This is a genomic window from Cobetia sp. MC34, assembly GCF_018340035.1.
GTDB classification, from domain to species: Bacteria; Pseudomonadota; Gammaproteobacteria; order Pseudomonadales; family Halomonadaceae; genus Cobetia; species Cobetia amphilecti.
The window spans coordinates 1-20,409 of sequence record NZ_JADPPY010000044.1; the positions used below are offsets into that span (position 1 = coordinate 1).

Sequence of the window (20,409 nt, forward strand, 5' to 3'; positions counted from 1 at the left end):
ATTATATGATCGGTTACTACAGCAGCCTCAGGCCGCACAAGCATAACGATGGGATACCGCCGAACTTGGCAGAAAAGAACTACTGGAATGCTCAAAGCTCGGTGGCCAAAAACACTTGACCACTACAGGTATAGACCTTTACCAGAAACAATTCGCCGTCTGATAAAGGCGTAGCCGAGGTGAGTCCCTTCATGCTCCCGGCAGTCCGAAGATGCGAGATGGGGAATACCCTGCGGCGTGGATGTCGCAAAAAGACCGGAGCGGGACGAGTGATTCAGGCGCGATGAAGCAGTGCAAGCATTTCTTCTCGTCCCGACACCTTGTCACTGGAGCTTGTGAGTCCTCAATAGAGATGGACTGTCTGGAAACGGGCACGCGACGCCCCTTGTGCATCCATCAGCGTCAGTGTCTTGCCTTCTATCTGCCAGCCCGACACGTCATTGAGTGTCGCGAGGAAATCGCGTTCGAGCGTTGCTACTTCACCGGGACATGCCATTCGCGTGATGGCCAGGCGGCCGAAGCCGAGTTCTTGCGCATCATGGTGATATTCCCCCATCAGGCGATTGCAGCCGGTGGAGCCGGCTACTCGCGAGTCTTGTGTATGTAAGACGATATGGGCTTCACGCTTGCCTTCCACCACGGGTGTTGGCTGGTTGTCGAGTGTCACCAGCTTCCAATAGGTGTTCTCCAGTGGCTCGTCGACACCTTGATAATCCTCAGAGGATTGAGCGCCTGCGCAGCCGCCCAGGGTGAGTGCTGCGCTCATCACGGCGGCCCATGTCATCACTTGCGCTTGTTTCATGCGGGTGTCTCCCTCACTAATAGGGTGTCTACGGCGATTCGGGGCTGGGCTCCGGTAGCGCTGCAAGCCCTCGCAGATAGCGTCATCGCCAGTGTGGTCAGCTGATGCGCGGTCATCGCCAGCGTGGTCATCTGAAGCGTTGTAGGCTGAGTCAGGAAGACGCGTTACGCATTCTGAAACAATCGCCAAGGAGTTGTCATGCCAGCCACCCGCACGCCCTCGTCCGCCAGGGAGCGGATACATCTGTGGTGGGATCTGTTCATCATCGTGCTCGTGATCGCCAATCTGGCATTGCTGCTGTTCGATAGCCTCTTCCTGATTCCCCCGCTGAACACGGCCTTCGAGGCCGTGACACCCGGGTTGCATGCGGCCTATGAGCAGAATATCCACGCCAATTTCCTCTCTATCGACCTGGCATTCGTCGCCGTCTTCCTGCTCGATGTGCTGGCGGGGTGGGCAGTGGCCATTGCGGAGCGGCGCTACCACCGCTGGTTCTTCTATCCCTTCGTGCACTGGTACGACGTGCTGGGGTGTATCCCGCTGAGCGGCTTCCGCCTGTTGCGTGTGTTGCGTGTGATCTCGCTGTTGTTCCGCCTGCAACGTCTCGGCTTGATCGATGTACGCCGCTGGTACGTCTACGGAGTGGCGGCCAAGTATCTCGATATCCTGCTGGAGGAGCTGACGGACCGTATCTCCCTGCGCATGCTCGACAACGTGCAGCAGCAGTTGCGCGACAGCGATGACCTCTCATCTTCGGTGATCGAGCGTGTCGTGGAGCCTCGCAAGCAGGCCTTGATCCGTGAAATTACCCAGCGCCTCGAGACCATGGCGGGGGATGTCTATACCCAGAATCGCGACGATACCCTGCGCTATGTGCGGGGCCTGGTCAGTCGCACCCTCGCCGAGAGTCCGGAGCTTCAGCGTGTCTCGCGCCTGCCCATGGGCACCCAGCTTACGAAAGGGCTGGAAAGCTCGCTGTCGGATCTGGCCTGCCATCTCGTCGATGAAGCGCTGGTCGGCCTGCGTTCCAAGGAGTTCTCGGCGCTGGTGGGGCACCTGGCAGAGAGTGGTTTCGATGCCTGGTCGCGCACTGACCCGAGGACGGAGCAGATCACCGAGCAGGTGCTGATCGACATGCTGGATCTGCTCAAGGAGCGGATCGCCGTGAAGAGTTGGCAGAAGAAATACGAGTGACGTGATGCACCAGCGTCATCCTGATAGGTAACTCGCGGCGTTCGGGATGAGATGGGTCGAGGTTTGGCGCACGGGAATGTGTTTGCGAGAATGCTGATACATTCATCCCACGCCGAGAGTCTGTGAGCCGCGAGTGTCGTCGCGCAGCGATAGCGCGGCCTGATGACACATCAGCGTCTCGCCAGCGTGGGAGCCGCGACAGGAGGTCAGTGTCATGGCGAATCCAACACGCACTGAGGTAGCCAAGTCAGCACCGGGCGTTCCGTTCGACCCGGCACAGGTGGCTGTCATCGAGCAATTCGGCGGCAGCATCACACCGCTGGAGCCGATAGGCGCCGAGGTGAGGGGAATCGATCTGTCCGCTCAGGACGCGCCGCCCGCGCCAGTGCTTGAGGCGCTGGAGCAGATCATGGCCGAGCGCGGCTTCTTGGTCTTCAAGCGCGATACGCCCCTGGAGGCCGATGACTTTCTGCGCGCCAGTTGCTGGTGGGGCGGCAAGGAGCTGCACAGTACCCATGGGATGCATCCGGCCACGCCCGATGGCAACCGGCACATCTTCCGACTGTCGAACGATCGCCGTCACGGCATTCCCGGCGTCGGGCCGCAGTGGCATAACGACGGCAGCTTCAATACCGATACGTTCTCGCACTCCGGCTACCACATCATCCGCCCGGCCGAGAACGGCGGCGGTACCTGCTTTGCTCATCAGGGCGCGGCCCATGACGCCTTGTCTGCCGAGCGTCAGGCTTTCTGGCGCCGTCTTGCTTCGGTGAATTCCTCCTCTGGGGCCGTACATCCTGTGGTACACGAACACCCCATCACCGGTCGCAAGTGCATCTGGCTTCATCTGGGCATGACCGGTGCAGTGATCGAGAAGCTACCCGATCAGGATGCCTTCCGGCTGCTGACCGCCGAAGAGCTGACGCAGCTCTGCCGTGAGTACAACGCCATCCTGAATGCCGGCTTCACCGAGGGTTACGCCCTCGACTTCGAGTACCAGGAAAACGACTGCGTGTTCATCGATAACCTGGCGGTCGCTCATAGGGCCGCGCCCGGCGCGCACTTGCCGGCACAGGAGCAAGGCCTGCGGATCATGCATCGCAGTACCGTGCGTGGCACTCAGGATCTGGCACCTGGCTTCGGACTGCCGCTGCAGGTGGATATCCATGGCCCCAGCCCGCTGGAGAATGGTGTATGGCAGGGCGGCGGTATCGGCTTTCGTTGGGAAGAGAATATTCCGATGCAGAACTGAGGCTGGCGCGCTCAGGTAAGACACTTGCAGCGGGACGTGCGTTACAGCGAAGTGAAGGCTAGGGCAGATCAGGGGTAGATCAAGGTGCAGACCTAGTTTCAGAGGAAAGACCAGAGTCCGTGAAGAGTTGGCATTAGCAACACGAGTGATAGGGTGGGGATATCACCCCGGCCAAGCGCTGATGGGGCAGGGGAGGCACGTCAGCCGTGCTGGCCAAGAGCCTGTCCGATCACGTTTCAGGGAGAGAACCAGACTCGTAAAGGAAGCCATCATGTCATCTGCCCATGACACCGTCATCGAAAGACCCGATAGCCTGCATGCCAAGGAGTGGCTACGCGCGTACCAGCGGGTACGCGCCGCCACCGAGGCGATCTGTGCGCCGCTGCATAAGGAAGACTACATGGTGCAGAGCATGGCAGATGTCAGCCCGCCCAAGTGGCACATCGCCCATGTCACCTGGTTCTTCGAAGCCTTCATCCTGAAGCCGTTTCAGCCGGACTATCAGACGCTCGACCCCGCCTACGATCACCTCTTCAACTCCTACTACGAGACCCATGGCGTACCGTTCCCGCGCGCCGAGCGTGGCACGATCTCGCGCCCGACCGTCGACGATGTCTATCGCTATCGCGCGCACGTCGATCAGGCCATGCAAGCGCTGCTTGAGAATCCGCCACGGGAACATCTGCCCGAGATTCTTCGCCGCTTGGAGCTGGGGCTGCCGCATGAGCAGCAGCATCAGGAGCTGCTGTTGATGGACATCAAGCACATTCTGGCGCAGAACCCACTGTGTCCGGCCTATCGGGATGATCTGACTCCGGGATTGGCACCAGCCCCTGCGCAGGAGGTGCCGTCGCTTGGATGGCTGGCCTATCCAGCCGGGGTTCGCGAGATCGGCCATGATGCAGCCGAAGGTGGCTTCGCCTACGACAACGAGATGGGCCGACACCGTCAGTTCGTCGAAGCGTTCGAGATGGCCGACCGTCCGGTGACCAACGGCGAGTTTCTCGCCTTTATGCAGGACGGCGGATACGCCACCCCCGAGCACTGGCTGGCGGATGGCTGGGCGACGGTCAAGGCGGAAGGCTGGCGGGCGCCGCTTTATTGGGTCGAGCGCGACGGCGCCTGGCATCACTACACGCTAGGTGGCCTGGTGCCGGTGGATCTGAATGCGCCGGTCTGCCATGTCAGCTTCTTCGAGGCCGATGCCTACGCCCAGTGGGCGGGCGCGCGCCTGCCCACCGAGGCCGAGTGGGAGACAGTCGGTCAGGATGTCCCTCTCTCTGGTAACTTCGTCGATCAGGATTATCTACAGCCAGTCGCGGCCGCGAAAGCCGACGGCATGCTGGGTCAGATGTTCGGCGATGTCTGGGAGTGGACGGGCAGCGCCTATCGTCCGTATCCGGGCTTTCGCAAGTTGCCGGGCAGCCTGGGAGAGTACAACGGCAAGTTCATGTCCGGTCAGATGGTGCTGCGCGGAGGCTGCTGTGCCACGCCGGCAGACCACATCCGCGCGACCTATCGCAACTTCTTCCCGCCCGAGGCGCGCTGGGCGTTCTCCGGCTTCCGTCTCGCCAGGGACGGTGGGGCATGATGGGCTGACCCCTTTAGAACGCGCCTCCAAGCACCTTCATCTGCCGCTTTCATCTGCCGCTTCTATCTTCCAACCCGTAAAGGAGTCTTCATGGCCGACCACCCCGAACCGCGTGTCACGCTGCACCCGCTATCTTCGCGGGTGCGAATCCTGGTCGGTGAGACGGTGATCGCTGACACTGGCAACGCGCTGGAATTGTGCGAGAAGGGCTATCCACCGAGGCTCTACCTGCCGCGCGCCGATGTGGCGATGGCGAAGCTCTCGGTCTCCAGTACCGTCACCCATTGTCCCTTCAAGGGTGACAGCACCTATTACTCGCTATCAGACCTTTCTGATATCGCCTGGAGTTACGACCAGCCCATCGAGGAGATGCAGGCGATCGCCGGGCGATTGGCGTTCGATACCGACAAGGTCACATTGGAGATGGAGTGATTCAGGTGAATGACTCGCGGCCAACCTGCTTCTCTTGTCGGCGCATAAGGTCCCGCCGTGCTCTTCCTCAGAGATAAACCGATAGAGAACAGTGGCTTGGCGTTCGCCAGATAGTTAGAATCCTGCAGTTTGCTGCACCGCGCTCCGCCATCGGGTGCGGTGCAGCCTTGCCTTTCTCTTATCAAGACTCAGTACTCCGGTTGGACGAATCACCTTGCTTGATTCCTTTCCGTACAGGCTGCACCAGGAGTCATGACAGTGGTTGTCCCTTCGAACATCGCGCCGGTGATGAGTGTACTGCTATGCCTCGTGCTGGCGTCCTTCGTCAGCCGTTATCTCAAGTCTCCCCGCATGAAAGGCCGCATCGGCGAGTGGCGAGTGCGCTGGATGGCGCGCCGACTCGGCAAGCAGGGTTATCGGGCCTTGCACAATGTCACCCTCGAGACCGCGAACGGCACCACCCAGATCGATCATGTGCTGCTGTCGCGTTTCGGCTGCTTCGTGTTGGAAACCAAGAACATGAAAGGCTGGATCTCGGTAGTTGTCAAGAAATCTGTCGCCTCTGAGTTCCTTCAAGCCGCCTGTTTTTCCGGTTCGGCGACGGTGACCTGGAGCTCCCGCTCCGGGTTAAGCGACACGGTGCCAACCGGCGTCCAGTTGCGGGTCTTGCCGCTCCAACGGGCGGGGTTGGCCTCACGGGCTGCCTGATTGATGGCATGGCGCTTGGCCAGCACCTCGGTATCTTCTCCAGCGTGGCGCTGTGCCGGTGTTACCAGACGGATCCCGCTGTGGCGATGCTCGTGGTTGTACCACTGCACGAAGCCGGCCACCCACTGGCGGGCATCGTCGACCGTGGCGAACCCATCACCGGGGTAGCAAGGGCGGTACTTACAGGTGCGAAACAGCGCCTCCGAGTAGGGGTTATCATTGGAGACCCGCGGCCGACTGAACGATGGCGTGATGCCCAGCTCATGTAGCTTCTCCAGCAGCGTCGCGCCCTTGAACGGGCTGCCGTTGTCCGCATGCAACACCAGCGGCTGACCGATGATTTGCTCGGCCAGGACCGCCCGCTCCAGCACGCTGCGAGAGTTATGGGCCGACTCGGCCAGGAACACCTCCCAGCCAGTGATCTTGCGGCTGTAAATGTCGAGCATCATCACTAAGTAATAGTGCTGCCCCTTGATTGGGCCGCCCAACCATGTGCAATCCCACGACCACACCTGGTTCGGCGCGCTGGTCTGGTAGGTCGTGGGCTTGGTACGGCGCTGAGGAGCTTTGCAGCGGCCTCGATGCACCATTTCACGGTGCTTGTGCAGGACGCGGTAGAACGACGAGGGGGATGCCAGGTAGCGCTGCTCCTCGTCGAACAAGCGCACCACGATCTGCTCTGGCGGCAGGCTGGCGTACTCGGGACGATGGCACACATCGAGGATTTCCTGCTCTTCGGCCGGTGTCAGTGCGTTAGCCGGCACCGGCCGGTCGACCAAAGGGCGCTGGTCCTCGCGTAACTCGCCGTCGCGCGTCCAGCGCTGGTACGTTCTGGCAGTGATACCAAGCTCGCGGCAGGCGGCCTCCAGTCGGGCACCCTGGGCCCGGGCTTCTTCGATCAGCGCGATGGCGCGTTGGCGATCTGGGGTGCTGATCATGCGTCCTCGTCCCCCCAGATCGCCCTCGCCTTTTTTCTGAGGGCCAGTAACGCCGCAGTTTCTGCCAGGGCCTCGTTCTTGCGGGCGAGCTCCTTCTCCAGGGCTTTGATGCGCTTACGCTGCTGCTTGGCCTCGTCGGCCTCACGTTGGCGTTCCGAGTGGGAGAGGCTGGCGGCTTGCTCGCAGTCGTGGCGCCACCGCTCCAGCTGCTCGGGATAGATACCCCTTCGGCGGCAGTATTCCGCCGTCTCCTGGGCGTTCATTGAGGCGGTCTCGATCACGGCGCTGAACTTGTCCTTGGACGACCAGCCATCGGCGCCCTTGCCCAGAGCATCCGGCAGGCAACGCCCCTCGGCGCGGGCTTCCTTGCGCCACTTGTAGACGGTGCCCAGCGAGATCCCTTCCTGCTCCGCGATCACCTGCGGGGAGAGGTTGTGGGGAGGCAGCAGCTTGGTCACCACGGCTTGCCGGCGCTCCTCGGAGTAACGAGGCATGAGTGTCTCCTTTCGCCCCCTTGTCGGTTTATAAGAACAGGATATCAGAGGGTGCGACACTCATCCTGACACTGGGGGATCTTCGGCAGTGAGCACGAGGCGAACTGGACCCAGCAGTTTCCTCGCCAGTCGTTCAGTTTCCAGAACCCGCTACGTCAGAATTACCGCCACCTCAAGGCGTTGGAGACGACGCTTGGCGTGCCATTCGAACACCTGCATTCGGTGATCATCTTCATCGGCAGGGCCAGGCTCAAAGGTGAGATGCCGTCCAACGTGACGCGCGGCACTGACTTCGTTCCCTTCGTACAGTCGTTTAAGACCCCTGTCTTCAGCGAGGCGCAGGTCGAGGCCATGCACGAGGCGCTGCTGACAGGGCGTCTGGCACCGACTCGGGCGACGCAGCGTGCCCATGTACAGCATCTCAAGCAGCGCAATGATTCACAGGCGAGACGTGAATGCCCGAAATGCGGCAGCCGGATGGTGCTGCGCACTGTCAAATCCGGTGTGCGTGAGGGCCAGCATTTCTGGGGATGCTCGGCCTATCCGGAGTGTCGTGCGACACAGGCGGTGTGATGACTGCCTTCACGACCCCGAACGAGGCAACATTCAAACTTGAATTTCGCTGACAGGCACTACCATCGCTCGGCACGGCGGCACTGCTTTTGAATGTGTTGACGTTGCTGCTGCAACCTCGTCCAGCCTTTGCCTTCGAGACCAGCTTGCTGTAGCTGCTCCTTGAGTATGACTGAGTCGGATAGATCAGCGAGCGTGGTAACCATCTGTTGAATTTGGCGCTTCACAAACGGATAACTGAATCGGCACTCATCCGAAAAGGCCTGCCAATCGCGCGGTAGCAGCTGCATCGAATTGAACTCCCCGCCGAGGGAGAAGGCCATGTCTGAATCGTAACCGAGCACTATGGTGCCAACGAGGTCATAGGCTGGGGCGATCTGCCAACGACCTCGGGAGTCCTGTAACAAGGACACGTTCTTGGCATGGCCGTCACTGTTGCCAACCAGCACATTGAATATTTGCCAGCGAAGCAGCTGCTGAATGGATGCCGCTGAGGGTCGGCAGGCTTCGCGGACTGTTTGCACGATTTCTCCGAAACGTGGCCCACCGTAAGCCTGGTATTTCTGATTCCGCGACACGCCCATGGCCTGACACAGATCCTCCTGATGCAAACGCTCGACGTGTCCGCTTTCAATACCCAAGCGATCGTAGCGTTCGACCATCAAGTAAGGATGTCGGCCGGCATAGACCATCGTGGTCCTCGGGCAGGCTATCCCCCCCAAGCGTGCCAGATTGTTCAGATACAGCTCATTCAGAATGACTTGCTCACGCCCTTCGACGGCGAATTTCAGAATATGGGTAGAGGGTTCGATTCCGATAGGTAAGTAGAGTGTATCGTTCCACAGTCGCACAGGAATCTTGTCCTGCGCGCCGGCCAGCGAGAGACGAGGGCGTTTGGCCAGAGCTCCTTCGTTCATCAAGGCATACCGCTCGCGAGCACCTGCCCATTGCGCAAGTCGATCGAGCGGCAACTCGCGGTAGTTGTCATCGAGGGATGACGGTAGGGCTCTTGACGGCGGCATGTGATCGCTCGGAAGGATCGTCAGCGCACCAGCACAATCGCCGCCGATGGTCGCCAGTAGCGAGAAGTCGTCGTCTGGTATACCCAGGCGCTTGATCAGCGCCGCCCGGGCTTGCTCTTCAGGCAGCAAATTTGCGAACCAGTGATGCGCCAGAAGGTCTTGGGGCTGCCAAGCCTTTTGGCTTAGTGGCAAGCTGTACGAAATGGCATGCCCGTTCTGTCGCCAGGTATCGTTGTATTCGAAGCCCATCAGTCGGCCATCCGTGCCGCGCCACAACGTCCCTACATGCTGCGTGTCGCGCCATACGTTCAACGAATCCGGCAATATCATGATTCGGATCCCTCCGGCGGAACAGCGGACAGCTCGATGCCTAGCGTATCAAGTACGATCAATATGCGACCCAACCCGCAGCTGTCACGGCCGTTTTCCAACTCACTCAGAAAGCGAATGCTCAACCCGCAAAGACCTGCGAGGGTTTCAAGATTTAGCCCTTGCTGCTTGCGAGAGCGGCGAATCAACTTGCCAAGCGTTGCGGCATCATGAATGGGAACTGCTAGCGATAGAGGCATGCTAAGACCTTTCACGATAAGAAAGCGGGTTGTTGCAAACAATTTAGTATACTTAAAAATTTCCCTATAGGGATAATTAGTTAGGTATACCGGAGTAGGCCTTAATTTTTCCCTATAGGGAAAATAGTTGGTGTGCGGGTTGCAAGTGCTGCAATTTTTCCCTCTCAGGACAATTGAGGGCGATCAGGTTGTCAAAGTATCAAGGAGATCATCGCACCACGCATGAACTGCTAATGCTCCATCCGTGTGTACAGACTCGGACGGCCCACTGCACCTCCTGATTCATCCCGACCGCCGGGCGTGAGATGGCGCAGGTGGACTCTGAAGTGCAACACCGCAAGTGATGGAGGGTGATGCATCGGGGTTGGGCTATCTCTAGCTCGCCGTCCACCTGCGCTTCGGCTTCGATAGGCGACAGCCAGTATACGAGTATGCGGCCTTCGCCTTCAGCGTCGCTTCATCAGCTCCAGAAGTACCTCACCATGTATCTCACCCAGCACGTGCGTGTAGTGATGTGTCAGTGTTTGAGAGTTGCGGTGCCCGATCAACTTGGCGAGTAACTCGAGACGGTGACCTCGTGCCTTGGCATCTTTTTCCAGTACGTCGTAGACCGCTCGGCGGCAGTTAGCTAGTGCTGCTGGAGTGAAGGACCAATGTCCTCGGCAGGCGGAGGAGAGACGATCGAGGAGCTGCGGGTAGTCGTCGCTGTAGAGACGAAGTACGAGCCACGAGATCGCGTTGTGCCTCAAGAGATGAAAATCGAAGTGGATGTCCTCCAGCTTCATTCCGGGCGTGAGGGCACCTCGGAGAGACTGCCGGGCCCATGCCATGAGCGGGGTCAGCAAGCTCTCTCTTGAATAGCCCAGCGGAGAGCCTTCTGGCCCCAGCAAGGCAATGTTCTTCAAACGCTGCTGGCCAGCAAAGGACTCTCGGCGCCTATCAATCCACTCTCTCACCAACGTCATCAACTCTGGGGATATCAGAAGATGAAGAGGAACGCTGCGCCGAGCATTTGCGGTCTTGCCAGCATGGATTTCTATGTAACAGTAGGTGGGGCCGTCATCTCCTGGCTGATTGATGATGACGTCATGTAGTGTCAATGCCATGACTTCTCCTGCTCGCAGGCCCCCGTAGTAGCCAAGCAGGAAGGCGATCAGCCAGCTGCGCCGTAATCCACTCCGTCTTCGGGAGAGCGCTCGGGTCAGATGTTCCGCCTCGTGCGGCATGATCAGATTTGTACGCAATGTACTGATGAAGCGACCTCCCTCACCCTGTACGGGGGGAATACCCGTTAATCGATCGTTACCTTGGCAGAAGCTGATGAACTGATTGAACGTCTGGAAGAAGTTGTGGGACGTCGAAGTGTCCCAGCCTTTCTGAGTCGGTAGCTGTTCGCTGATCGCCTCCATCAGTTCTCCATCCCAGAGCGTCAACCATGGGATATCGGGCAACATCATCATAGAGGTGGGCGTCAGTCGACTCAGGTAAGTCCTGAGCGTGCTGGCTTTGTTGCCTTGAGTGCTCGATTGATAAGAAAGCCATAGCAATATCCAGAGTGGATAGCTGTCCTCGCCCAGCATGTGTATCAGTCTCTTCGCGTAGCGAGATGTAATGGTGTCATGCCGCTGGATCGCGGGTTCCCCTCTGGGGGTTATCAGGCCTTCATGCTCCAGTTCAGTGATATACGCATACAGTTGGTTGCCTGCTTTCACATACCAGTCTGTTGAAAGTTGATCCTGCCAGTATCGAGGGGAGGTTGATGGTGACGATTCGTTACTCCTGACGCCTCCTCCCATAAGGAGTTCAGGGGTGTGAAGATCGGTCTCGATATCTTCCGGTTCAGAGACATCCATTGCGCCGGAAGCGCTTGACGTACTGGAAGTAGGGAGAGTTTCCGCCGAAAAAAAGAGGCTTTCGTCATGCTGCCAAGGAGAACGCCAGCTACACACTGGTAGGGGGTAGCGCCGAAGCAGCTGTGACCAGAGGGGCGCAGGGCCCAACAGTGTCGTGCACCGAAAGGCATGACGAAGCAATGAACGAACACGCTTCAGCGAAGCGGAGGAACCAGTCTTGCGTGGTGCCTGGCTATCTAGTAGCTGTGACAGACCGGTGACCAAGAGCTGATCCAGATGGGCAGTTCGCGCTTCCAATGGACTGTTTAGATCCAGCGTAGCATCCGAGGAGAACCACCATACATCTGCTTGCTGGGAGGAGGTGGCTGGTGATGGAACAGGGGACTGACGGCAAGCCCTGAGTAGCCTCCTGAGATGATTCGGGATTTTTAGCCGGTAATGGGCTGGATGTGATCGAGATAACCCTGGCAGACAGCCGACGAACCAATAGTGGGGGCCGCGCTTGGTGTTCAGGCGTGGCAGGTGCTCTGGGCTCAAGTTCAGCAAGGTATGGCGAATCACTTCTTCCTCCATCCCTAGCAGGGTACCCATGCTCAGGGCCAAGAAGAGAAGAGACTGCTCTGGCGTGCATTGGTTGGCGGGAATGCTCTGCAGGGCGCGTACCGAATCCAGCACCCGTTGCTGAACCTTGATATCTCGTGATGAGGTAGCCGCGGATGAGGGTCTGACCGGGCGTTTGATACTGGTTGGAATCGTAGCCTCGAAGTCAGGCTCTCGGTTGAGATGAGTCAGTACAAGCGCGACTTCCTTGGTGACCTTTCGGGAGCTGAAGTCAAGTTCAGTTTCCTTGGCAAGCTGGATGGCGTTGCGAATCAAGGCTTGTACATCTCGCTGGTTTAAGCGTGTGGCATTGTGTCGAGCGCGAGACGGCTTGGTGGAAGGCGCACTTTGCGCTCTAGCCTGTGCCTTGGTTACCTTTTTCTTATGCCGTCGCCAGGCGTAGCGCGCGACATTCATACGGAAATGTCTGAGCTCTTCAGAGGAGGAGAAAAGGCGATGATCTGGATCATCCCAGCGACGGAATATCCTACCCAGTGTTTTCGAAAGTTCGATCGGAGACAGCTTCGGAGTTGTAAGCTCTTGGTGCGTGGCCTGGGCAGGTACATCGGTTTTCTTCCGAAGATCAATGGTGGTAATAGCACTCATACTCTATCTCCTTGAATGGTTGGTCCGGCGTGCTGAATGGGCCATGGGAGGTCGTCTCTGTGAAGCAGATTCGGCGTCAAGCCGCATAGTCTGGCAACGTCGGTTAGTGCGCTTCGTGTCGCCGATTGAATCAGGTTCCGATCACTGGACGGGGATTGGAGTGAATGTCCTTGGGTGGTGTGTCCAGCGAGCGCACTAAATTCAGCGTGAGAAAGTCGCGATTGGAGCGCGGTGATCATGCTGTGGCGCGTGATATTGGAAGGCTGGCGGCCCCACTGGCTCAATTCAGTTGCCAAAGGCGAAGGCATGAATGTTGGAAGATCCTTGAGCCACTGCCGCCAGTCAGCATGCTGCATGCGTTGCTGCGTCAACATTATTGTCGAGGCATTGAACTTCCATTGAACGGGGTAGGCGACTTGTTCATGCCCAAGAAAGTCTGCTTTGCCACCGTGGCGTTTCCACCATCGTTGCCATTCCTCCCGCCACTCATGCTGAAGCCGGAGCAATGCGCCAAGGGCAGGGACAAGTGGAATCTGGCGGCTTTCCTGTGCCCGAGCCGAATCCTTGTCGCGTAGCCAGAGCGTATTTTCCAGCTGCTCACATTGGGTTTTGGATCCAATTGGGCGAGCCAAGGTGCAGAGCTGCCATGCAAGTAAGGTCAGCGCTCCCAGTATCTGACCTTGCCGGGCAATGGCTTCGCCGACTGCCCGTAAGTCGCTACTACGATTCCCTTGTGAGGTAATCAATGAGGTAACCAGCATGGCGTGGTTCTTGGTAAGTTGCGTCAGCAAATGAAGCGGACGTTTGAAATAGCTCGGCTCCTGGGCTTTTGTGGATCCCACGGTGTGATCTTCGCGAGGTGTACGACAGTCTTCTTCTAACAAGGGAAATAGGCCAAGCGCAGCTTGAGCCGAGAGAAAAGCCTTCTGAATCTTGTGCAGAGGTATCGTTCGATACGTTGCCGGGGCAGAGAGTGAGAGCGGGAGCTCGCCTCGCAACCAGGTCGCGATCACTTCATCTTCACAGGCAGGCACCACCCAATGATGATGACTGGCAGACACGCGCCTCAACGTCAGGGTACTTCCCGGGCGATTATCCCCCCAGCGCTTGAGTTTTTTCTCGATTATAGATTTCAGTGCTTTGTAAGGCTGGTCGCCGGGGAGCCATATCTTTTCGGCTATGAGTGAGTGATTGAGAGCGTTGGGCAAGGGCAACGTGATGATGGTTTCGGTAGGTGCCTTGTTGACAGAGTAGTGGAGTAGCCCCTCCTCCGGTGACCAGCTGGGAATTTGATCCAGCGTCTGGCAGATGATCCACTCACGATTGCTGTCGCTATTGAGGGGCAGCTTGGGGGATCGGGAGATTACCGTCGTCTGCAGCAAGCGCTCAGGTGCTATTCCACTGCAAAGTAGAATGCTAAGAAATGCCAAGGCTTGTCGGTTTGCAATGGCACTCTCAGATTCTATGAGAAATTCCTCATCTTTCGGTGGTTGGAAGATACGTAAAGCTGCTAGAACCTCTTCTTGTGGGCGTAGGCTGATGTCTGCAGATGTCTTGAGACTGCGGGCCTGTTGCAAGAGCTGTACGCTCTCAAGGTGAAGCGCCTGATCGCCTTGTGAAAGCAGCGTGTTATGGAATAGCTCTTTCACTGGGTCGAGGGGTGAGATGCTGCTTTGGCTTAGGTCATTAGATGATGATTCATTCTGATGTTCATTGCCATCCGTGAGCTCTTCATTGTCCTCTATGAAGGTGTAGTCAAGTGCTTCGATTGACCTATCGAGGGAACAGGAATCGGTGTATTCAGCGTGGATTTGGTAAGATTTGTCACTGGCCCAAAGTGGCGAATCACGAAGAATGGTATCGATATGTTGGCGTCTTTTTTGATTTTCATTGCGAGCTCTATGCTGTTTTCTTATTGGGCTACGAGTGAGCTGGCTCGGTTGATAAATTTCGTCAAGCAAAGCGCGTGTTGCTTCCTTATTGCGCAGATGGTTGGGATGCTCCGATGGACGATCAGTTGCTGTATCATAGGCATGAAGAAACTGTTCGAGAAGCTCCAAATCAGCATCGGAAAAATGCTCGGGAGGAGGAACTAACTGCTCTCCCAGGGTAGGGGAAATGGGTCTGGGGAAACTGTTGTGAATGTCATCCAGATCACCCCAGTTAAGTAGCCGCTTAAGCGTCTTTCTAAGCTCAAGTATCTGGGTGTAGTATTTTATGGCAGAGCTACGTCTCACAGTATGATAAGGCTGACCAAAAATCAGTCTAAGCAGCCTTCGGACACTGCTTACGCGAGGGTCAGTGAGCGACTTAAATCGGTAATTTACCGTATAATGAAGGCAGTGAGACATTCTATAATTTCGATGTGTCTCGTCTTCCATAAAAAAATGGCTTTCTAGAAACTTTTCTACTTGGGGCACAAGGTCTGGCACCGAGTAATCGGCGGCAAAGAGGCGAGCACTGAGGCGATACTCTGAGGCAATCAAGGGTGGGAGGCTCCTCTTGAGCCACTCCGGTACAAGGGGCCAGCGGGACCCGATCGCATTGAGGTCGTAATTAGCCAATATTTGGTCAGGTAGTTGGTGTTCACTCACGTGAAAGCCTCCTGTTTATCAGTCAAGCGAACTTGAAAGTGCAAGTCCCATTTGCGGATTCGAGTCGGCTTCCTCCTTGTTATTCGAGTGCTTGCTTTTTTCTTTAGCGTTGCTTTTCTTATTCATATCAGTTTGCTGCTTCCTATTATCTTTTCGTTTACTATGAGCGTTTTTATTATTTGTTTCAGCGGCAGTAGCAGCGTGTACCGTATTCCTATCTTTAGATACACCGCCTTGGTGAGTATTTGTGTTTTTATTTATTTCGTTCATAAATTTCCTGATCGAGTCAACAGAATAACGATGCCTGAACATTGATGAGATTTGCCTGCGTTTTATTGGCAAGTTTTGTTGAGTGACTACATTGCTCCATGCGTGTTGTAATCTTTCATCACTAATGAAGTTTCTGAGTATATTGTTCCATAACTTCTTTTCGTTAATTTTGATATCGCCAGTGGTATGTAGGTTGTGGATATTGATCCATTCCCAGCCAAGCTCAAGCAGAGGCTGTAGCATCTGGTAATAGAATCTCAGCACCTGGACTTCATCTTCGTTGAGTCTGCCGATATCGATCTCGATGCAAAATACACTTTGTGAGACGGGCACTTTATGTGTGGATACGATGGCTTTGATGACATGAAAATTCACGAACTCCTCGGAAGTGTGAGTCGACTGAACGTTGCTGCGGAAGCGGACAGGCGCGAGTGGCAGGCTCTCTGTCGCGACCGTTGGTCGAAAAGCATGCTCCTCGTTCATAAGCTCGGCGGTGTCCACCTCGAGTACTCGCTGATGGATGACAAGCGTCTTGTCAGCGCTGATTTTCACTAGTGACGGTGTATAGGTAGCATCTGGCATATTGATGACTCCAACGATAGGCAAAGGGGGGCCGAGACGTATGAGAAAATCATTCGTCGAGTTCATGTCCAGCAAACGCGAGTAACTTTGAGTAGTGATGATCAGTCGAGCAATACACCCGACCTGTAGAACGATATTTCTGGGAGTGCCGCCTCCTGATATATCCAAGCTGAATCAGTGTGTACTAATAGCATAACTCAAGTGGCAAGAATCTAAGGTATCTTTTAACCGTCAAAATCGACCGTTTCGAGAGCATTAGGGCTTTTTGACGTCAAACTTGGTAGATATTTTGTATTACGAGTTCTTGAACGATTGCTTTTGTCAATTCATCGATTATTGAACGGTAATGCATTGCTCATGTTTATCAAAAGTCGTTGGCGCTGTTTTCGAAGGGGTCTGCGACCCGAATGTACTCCGTCAAGGTGCTGAGATGTCTGTGACCTGTCACGCGTTGTATCTGCTCCAGGCTCTTCCCCCGCAGATGAGCTTCAGTGATCAGGCCAGCACGCATGCTATGTGTGCTGAATCCGCGTGAAGCCAGGTTTGACCGCTCAAGCCCCCTGATCAACGCATTCTGAAAGGCAGTTCGAGAGAGTTTCGAGCCTCCTGGCCTGCCGCCCAGCGAGACGCTGCGAAATACCGCACCTCTCTGGATATGGGCGGCTTCCAGCCAGCGATACAGGAGATTGACGGGGCAGTAGGGGAGCGAGGTATCCGCATGGTGAATGGCTTTGACTTCATGTCGTCCTTCTTGATTGGTCTTGCTGCGGGAGAGCCTGACCAACACGCCTCGTGTATCCCATGTGAGGTGCTCGACACGAAGGTTGAGGACTTCGCTGTAACGAAATGCTCCATAGAACGTCAGGCAGAACATGGCGGCGTCGCGCAGATCTCGCAACTCGCTCAAATTCAGGCTATTCAGCAGCTGATGCAGATCATCTCTCATCAAGGCTGGTGCACGTTTCACCGGCACTTCATTGAGGCGTGCACAGCCGCGCATGACCCCCTTGATCATTTGCTCATTGCCCAGGGTGGGGCAATTCATGACAAGGTGCCAACGCCGTAACGAGCACAGCTGTCGCTTGAGCGTATTCGGTTTATAACCGTCCTCGAAACACCGGGTGAGGTAGTTGGCAATCTCCGTGTCGGTGCTGGGGAGGGTGCCGCCACGTCTGAGAAACATCCGTATGTCGCTTTGGAAGGCTCGGATGGTACTCGGTGCAAGGCTTGCCATGATCAGCTTTCGTGCCGAGACCGTCAGGCAAAGTCCCGGCAGAGAGTCTTGGTTTCCCTGATAGGGGATCACTTGCATTGCCTGATGTCTTCGTCTTTGAGGCGGGTGGATGCCTGTCGGTGGTCTGGACACCATGAGGGATCTCCATCGATATCGAAAAGTTGGAATGATTGCCGATATGCGCTGTGAGGCGGCCATCGAATTTCACGCTATCACCCTTCGTAAATCAGCCAACCCGAAATGCATGCTCCAGAAGGCATGGAGAGTTAAGAGTCACGCATATACTGGGTTGTTCGAGTAATGCCACTAGCAAGCGTACGATTCGTGGGTGTTGTGTTTAGGATTTGATTATAAAAAAGTGAAATCATCTTCTGTTCGATTGGGCGTGGCTGCTGAGTCGCCTCCTGTAATCAGAGCGATACCAGGCGTGCCAAGAAGGCGTTGGAGAACGCCACATCATTTGCCAGATCGAGAGTTATCTCTCGTATTCCCTCTGACAGGCTCACACACTCACTCATGGGGGCCTGAGCATGTAGCGCGCCATGCATTTCAATCGTGGGTAGTTCTCCGCTTGTGCCAGGATCGTTGGAGCCTATCGAATCATTGGCTGGAGAGACGTTTGGGGCGGGTAGTGTCGGGGAAGAGAAGGGATCCAGTTGGATCGCAGCATGCTCGTCGGGCAAGTCGTCAAAAAGCCGGTAGGCGTAGTGCCGTAACGTACTTTCGTTGAGCGCATAGAAATAGCACGCATCATCCTGTGCATGTCGACGCCGAATGATTCGGCCCAGCACCTGGCGAAAATACTGCTCGGTTCTGACGTGGCTGAGGTAGCAACATACTTGCAGGCGGGGAATGTCGATCCCTTCACTGACCATGTTGACGGAGACAATCCACGAGGTATGGCCGTAGCGAAACGCCTCAAGTCGTGCGTGCGCTCCTTCCGTCTGGCTGGTTACCAGGCACACCGTCTGACCCATCTGTTTCAGACAATCGGCGATGTCTTCTGCATGAGCAATGTTGGATGCCACCACCAATCCTGCGGCGGTCGGGTCTTTCTCCTGAAGCTGTCGTAAGCGTTGGCAGCTGACGTCCAGCAAATGCTGCTGAGGCCCCGGGTGACGCAGCAAGGCGGCGTAATGCACCCCGGGATGACGTAACAAGGCCGGGATGCTTTGGTAATACAGTGTCTCACGCTGCGCCTGCTGTTCTGCCACCAGACGTATATCGTCGTTATCTATCAGGTATATCTGGGGAGTGCGGCAGACATCATCCTGGATGGCATCACGCAGGGTATAAGTGAAGTCTGGGATCAGCGCGAGGCGGTCACTGTCAGCCGATGGCAGTGTTGGCACCGCTGGTTCCGATGTCGTGGCGACACCATGACTCGGTGCCATATAACGCAGCATGGGAAGACAGCTGCCATCAGTGCGCCAAGGAGTGCCTGACAAGGCGAGCGTAAAGCGAACATCGCGCTCCAATGCCAAGAGCGCCAATCCCCACTGATTGGCGCCGGTGGCTGCCGAGCTGGTGTAGGCGTTTTTTGCGGCGCAAGCTGTCGCGCCGGCGGCATGGTGGCTTTCGTCCCATACCAGCAAGACACGTCCTTGGCGACAGAGTTGCTTGAGGTCCTCCAGGCGGAAGCTGAGCGCTTGATAAGTCAGCGCGATACCGACATCCCCCAGCCGGCCCTGCATGGGGCGTCCCAGAATTTGCGAAAACGTTTCACGCGCACGCTCTACCACGGCGGAGGTGGGGCCCAGATAGATGACGTGATCAATGCTCCCGTCGAGAATCAGCTCCTCAGCCAGTACGGCTGCCATCAGCATCTTGCCCGCACCCGGAGTGGCCTGGCACAGGAAATGGGGTTGCTGATCCGAAAGCCGTTGAAGCGCTGTCTCAATACAACGCGCTTGCCAGGCTCTGAGTGTCGGGCTTGTCAGAGAGGGCAGTAATCGATTGATCTGACGCGGCGTCATGAGGCACCTCCAGCATGGCGTTTTGCAGAGAGCGCCAGCACGGCAGCCAGTTGTCCCTGGAGTTCGCAGGCGCGCTGAATTGCATCCTCCTGGAGTGGAGCGATGTCGGGTTTCGCCTCCGGATAGTCCTTTGCCAATTGATAGAGGTGCTCGGCTTCCGCGCTCGCGGCCCGCATGGATTTTTTCAAGGCTCGACGTTGTTCCTGCAGTGCTGCATCGAGCGGTAGATGCGATGTGCTATCGGTTTTCGACGTGGCAAGATCCTGTCGATTGCTCGGCAAGGGGATATCCGGTGAGCGCTCCGAAGTGCTATCGATGAGTTGATAGACGCGGCGGCGCTTGCCGATGGTGTCGGACTGAACAGCTTGACCATCAATGACCAGGCGATCGATCAGGTCTCCGACACGCTGCAGGACAATAATGGGTTTATAGCCCGCCAACTCTGGATGTTTCATCAGCTCGTTGCGGCAGCTGACTTTCGTGAAAGGAGTCGGTTTATCCTTCAAGGCTTTCAGCCACTGTTGGAAGTGCTGTTTGATCAACTGTCCTCGCCGATAAGCTGCTGCAGTTGAGGAATCTTGGAATGTGGGAATGCTCGAGGTGTGAGGAGGAGAGCGGTGCTGGCTCTTTGAAGTGACGGTAGATGACGAGTCGTGTGACGACGAGGTCTCAGGCGTCTGGGAAGACTCGGCTATTGCCTTGCCTGTAGCAGTGGCCGCAAGAGGAGTAGATGAGGGTGTTTGTGTGGTATGAGAAGAATTCGAGGTCATGACAGCACCTCGTTGCAGTTGCCAACGATACGTGCACGACAGTCTTGGGAAGGGGGGTCGGGATAGCCACCATAGGGGGTGGGCAGATCGGGGCTACGCGGAGATGCCGTAGTCTGAATGACCATGGTTGAAGCTCCTAGAGTCAGGGAAAATGCATGAAAAACCGCTCTACGACGGGCCTCGTAGCGCTTTACCAAAAGGACATCATCCCCCACTGTCACGCTAGTTGGAGTATCAGCGGCTGTTAGACTCTGAACCATATGGGGCGTGATGAGGTTCCGATGAAGTACTCCGACGAGCGCCGGGAGGCCATCCTCAAGAAGCTGCTCCCGCCGCACAACCGCACGGT

The 20,409-nt window shown here is 56.6% G+C and carries 15 protein-coding genes and 1 pseudogene; 6 read left to right on the plus strand and 10 right to left on the minus strand.

The annotated features are described in order from the left end of the window. Positions 1-343: 343 nt before the first annotated feature. Positions 344-802: an META domain-containing protein gene (locus tag IZU87_RS15690; protein ID WP_024953445.1), complete on the minus strand. Its 459-nt coding sequence runs from the start codon at positions 800-802 to the stop codon at positions 344-346. A 198-nt stretch (positions 803-1,000) separates the two neighbouring features. Between IZU87_RS15690 and IZU87_RS15695 the strand changes: the two genes are divergently transcribed. From IZU87_RS15695 to IZU87_RS17975, 5 genes and pseudogenes are all read left to right on the plus strand, one after another. Then, positions 1,001-1,996: an ion transporter gene (locus tag IZU87_RS15695; protein ID WP_153635470.1), complete on the plus strand. Its 996-nt coding sequence runs from the start codon at positions 1,001-1,003 to the stop codon at positions 1,994-1,996. Between the two features lie 214 nt (positions 1,997-2,210). After that, on the plus strand, positions 2,211-3,248 hold the full coding sequence (locus IZU87_RS15700; RefSeq protein WP_153635471.1) for a TauD/TfdA dioxygenase family protein: 1,038 nt from the start codon (positions 2,211-2,213) through the stop codon (positions 3,246-3,248). Between the two features lie 271 nt (positions 3,249-3,519). Then, a complete protein-coding gene (gene egtB / locus IZU87_RS15705) occupies positions 3,520-4,839 on the plus strand; it encodes an ergothioneine biosynthesis protein EgtB (protein ID WP_213115134.1) in 1,320 nt (439 codons plus the stop codon). A 90-nt stretch (positions 4,840-4,929) separates the two neighbouring features. Continuing rightward, a complete protein-coding gene (locus IZU87_RS15710; RefSeq protein ID WP_213115135.1) occupies positions 4,930-5,271 on the plus strand; it encodes a DUF427 domain-containing protein in 342 nt (113 codons plus the stop codon). Between the two features lie 351 nt (positions 5,272-5,622). Beyond that, a pseudogene (locus tag IZU87_RS17975) lies at positions 5,623-5,796 on the plus strand (nuclease-related domain-containing protein); the annotation flags it as partial. Between the two features lie 47 nt (positions 5,797-5,843). Here the strand turns inward: IZU87_RS17975 and IZU87_RS15720 are convergent. Further along, positions 5,844-7,411, minus strand: a protein-coding gene (locus IZU87_RS15720; protein ID WP_249330652.1) for an IS3 family transposase whose coding sequence is annotated in 2 segments (ribosomal slippage) — positions 5,844-6,946 and positions 6,946-7,411 — 1,569 coding nt in all. Because the reading frame shifts where the segments join, the coding sequence is not laid out codon by codon here. A 78-nt stretch (positions 7,412-7,489) separates the two neighbouring features. Here IZU87_RS15720 and IZU87_RS18075 point away from each other — a divergent pair. Further along, positions 7,490-7,984: a nuclease-related domain-containing protein gene (locus IZU87_RS18075; protein ID WP_349305193.1), complete on the plus strand. Its 495-nt coding sequence runs from the start codon at positions 7,490-7,492 to the stop codon at positions 7,982-7,984. 59 nt (positions 7,985-8,043) lie between these two features. On the opposite strand, the gene IZU87_RS15735 is transcribed toward IZU87_RS18075, so the two are convergent. The 8 genes from IZU87_RS15735 to IZU87_RS15770 form a co-directional block, all read right to left on the minus strand. Further along, complete coding sequence (locus IZU87_RS15735; RefSeq protein WP_213115136.1) at positions 8,044-9,336, minus strand: type II toxin-antitoxin system HipA family toxin; 1,293 nt, start codon at positions 9,334-9,336, stop codon at positions 8,044-8,046. Continuing rightward, positions 9,333-9,575, minus strand: a complete 243-nt coding sequence (locus IZU87_RS15740; protein ID WP_213115137.1) for a helix-turn-helix domain-containing protein — start codon at positions 9,573-9,575, stop codon at positions 9,333-9,335. The genes IZU87_RS15735 and IZU87_RS15740 overlap by 4 nt, the downstream gene beginning before the upstream one ends. 446 nt (positions 9,576-10,021) lie before the next feature. Next, on the minus strand, positions 10,022-12,634 hold the full coding sequence (locus IZU87_RS15745; RefSeq protein WP_213115138.1) for a site-specific integrase: 2,613 nt from the start codon (positions 12,632-12,634) through the stop codon (positions 10,022-10,024). Then, the gene (locus tag IZU87_RS15750; RefSeq protein ID WP_213115139.1) at positions 12,631-15,120 is read right to left on the minus strand and encodes a hypothetical protein; all 2,490 of its coding nucleotides are present in this window, start codon (positions 15,118-15,120) and stop codon (positions 12,631-12,633) included. The genes IZU87_RS15745 and IZU87_RS15750 overlap by 4 nt, the downstream gene beginning before the upstream one ends. Positions 15,121-15,246: 126 nt before the next feature. Next, entirely contained in the window at positions 15,247-16,080 is an 834-nt protein-coding gene (locus tag IZU87_RS15755) for a hypothetical protein (protein WP_213115140.1), read from the minus strand. A 364-nt stretch (positions 16,081-16,444) separates the two neighbouring features. Continuing rightward, a complete protein-coding gene (locus IZU87_RS15760) occupies positions 16,445-17,392 on the minus strand; it encodes a site-specific integrase (RefSeq protein WP_213115141.1) in 948 nt (315 codons plus the stop codon). Between the two features lie 332 nt (positions 17,393-17,724). Continuing rightward, positions 17,725-19,290 carry a DEAD/DEAH box helicase gene (locus IZU87_RS15765; RefSeq protein WP_213115142.1) on the minus strand — a complete coding sequence of 522 codons (1,566 nt, stop codon included), beginning with the start codon at positions 19,288-19,290 and terminating at the stop codon, positions 17,725-17,727. Further along, a complete protein-coding gene (locus IZU87_RS15770; protein ID WP_153635479.1) occupies positions 19,287-20,060 on the minus strand; it encodes a VspR family transcription factor in 774 nt (257 codons plus the stop codon). The genes IZU87_RS15765 and IZU87_RS15770 overlap by 4 nt, the downstream gene beginning before the upstream one ends. Positions 20,061-20,409 lie beyond the last annotated feature (349 nt).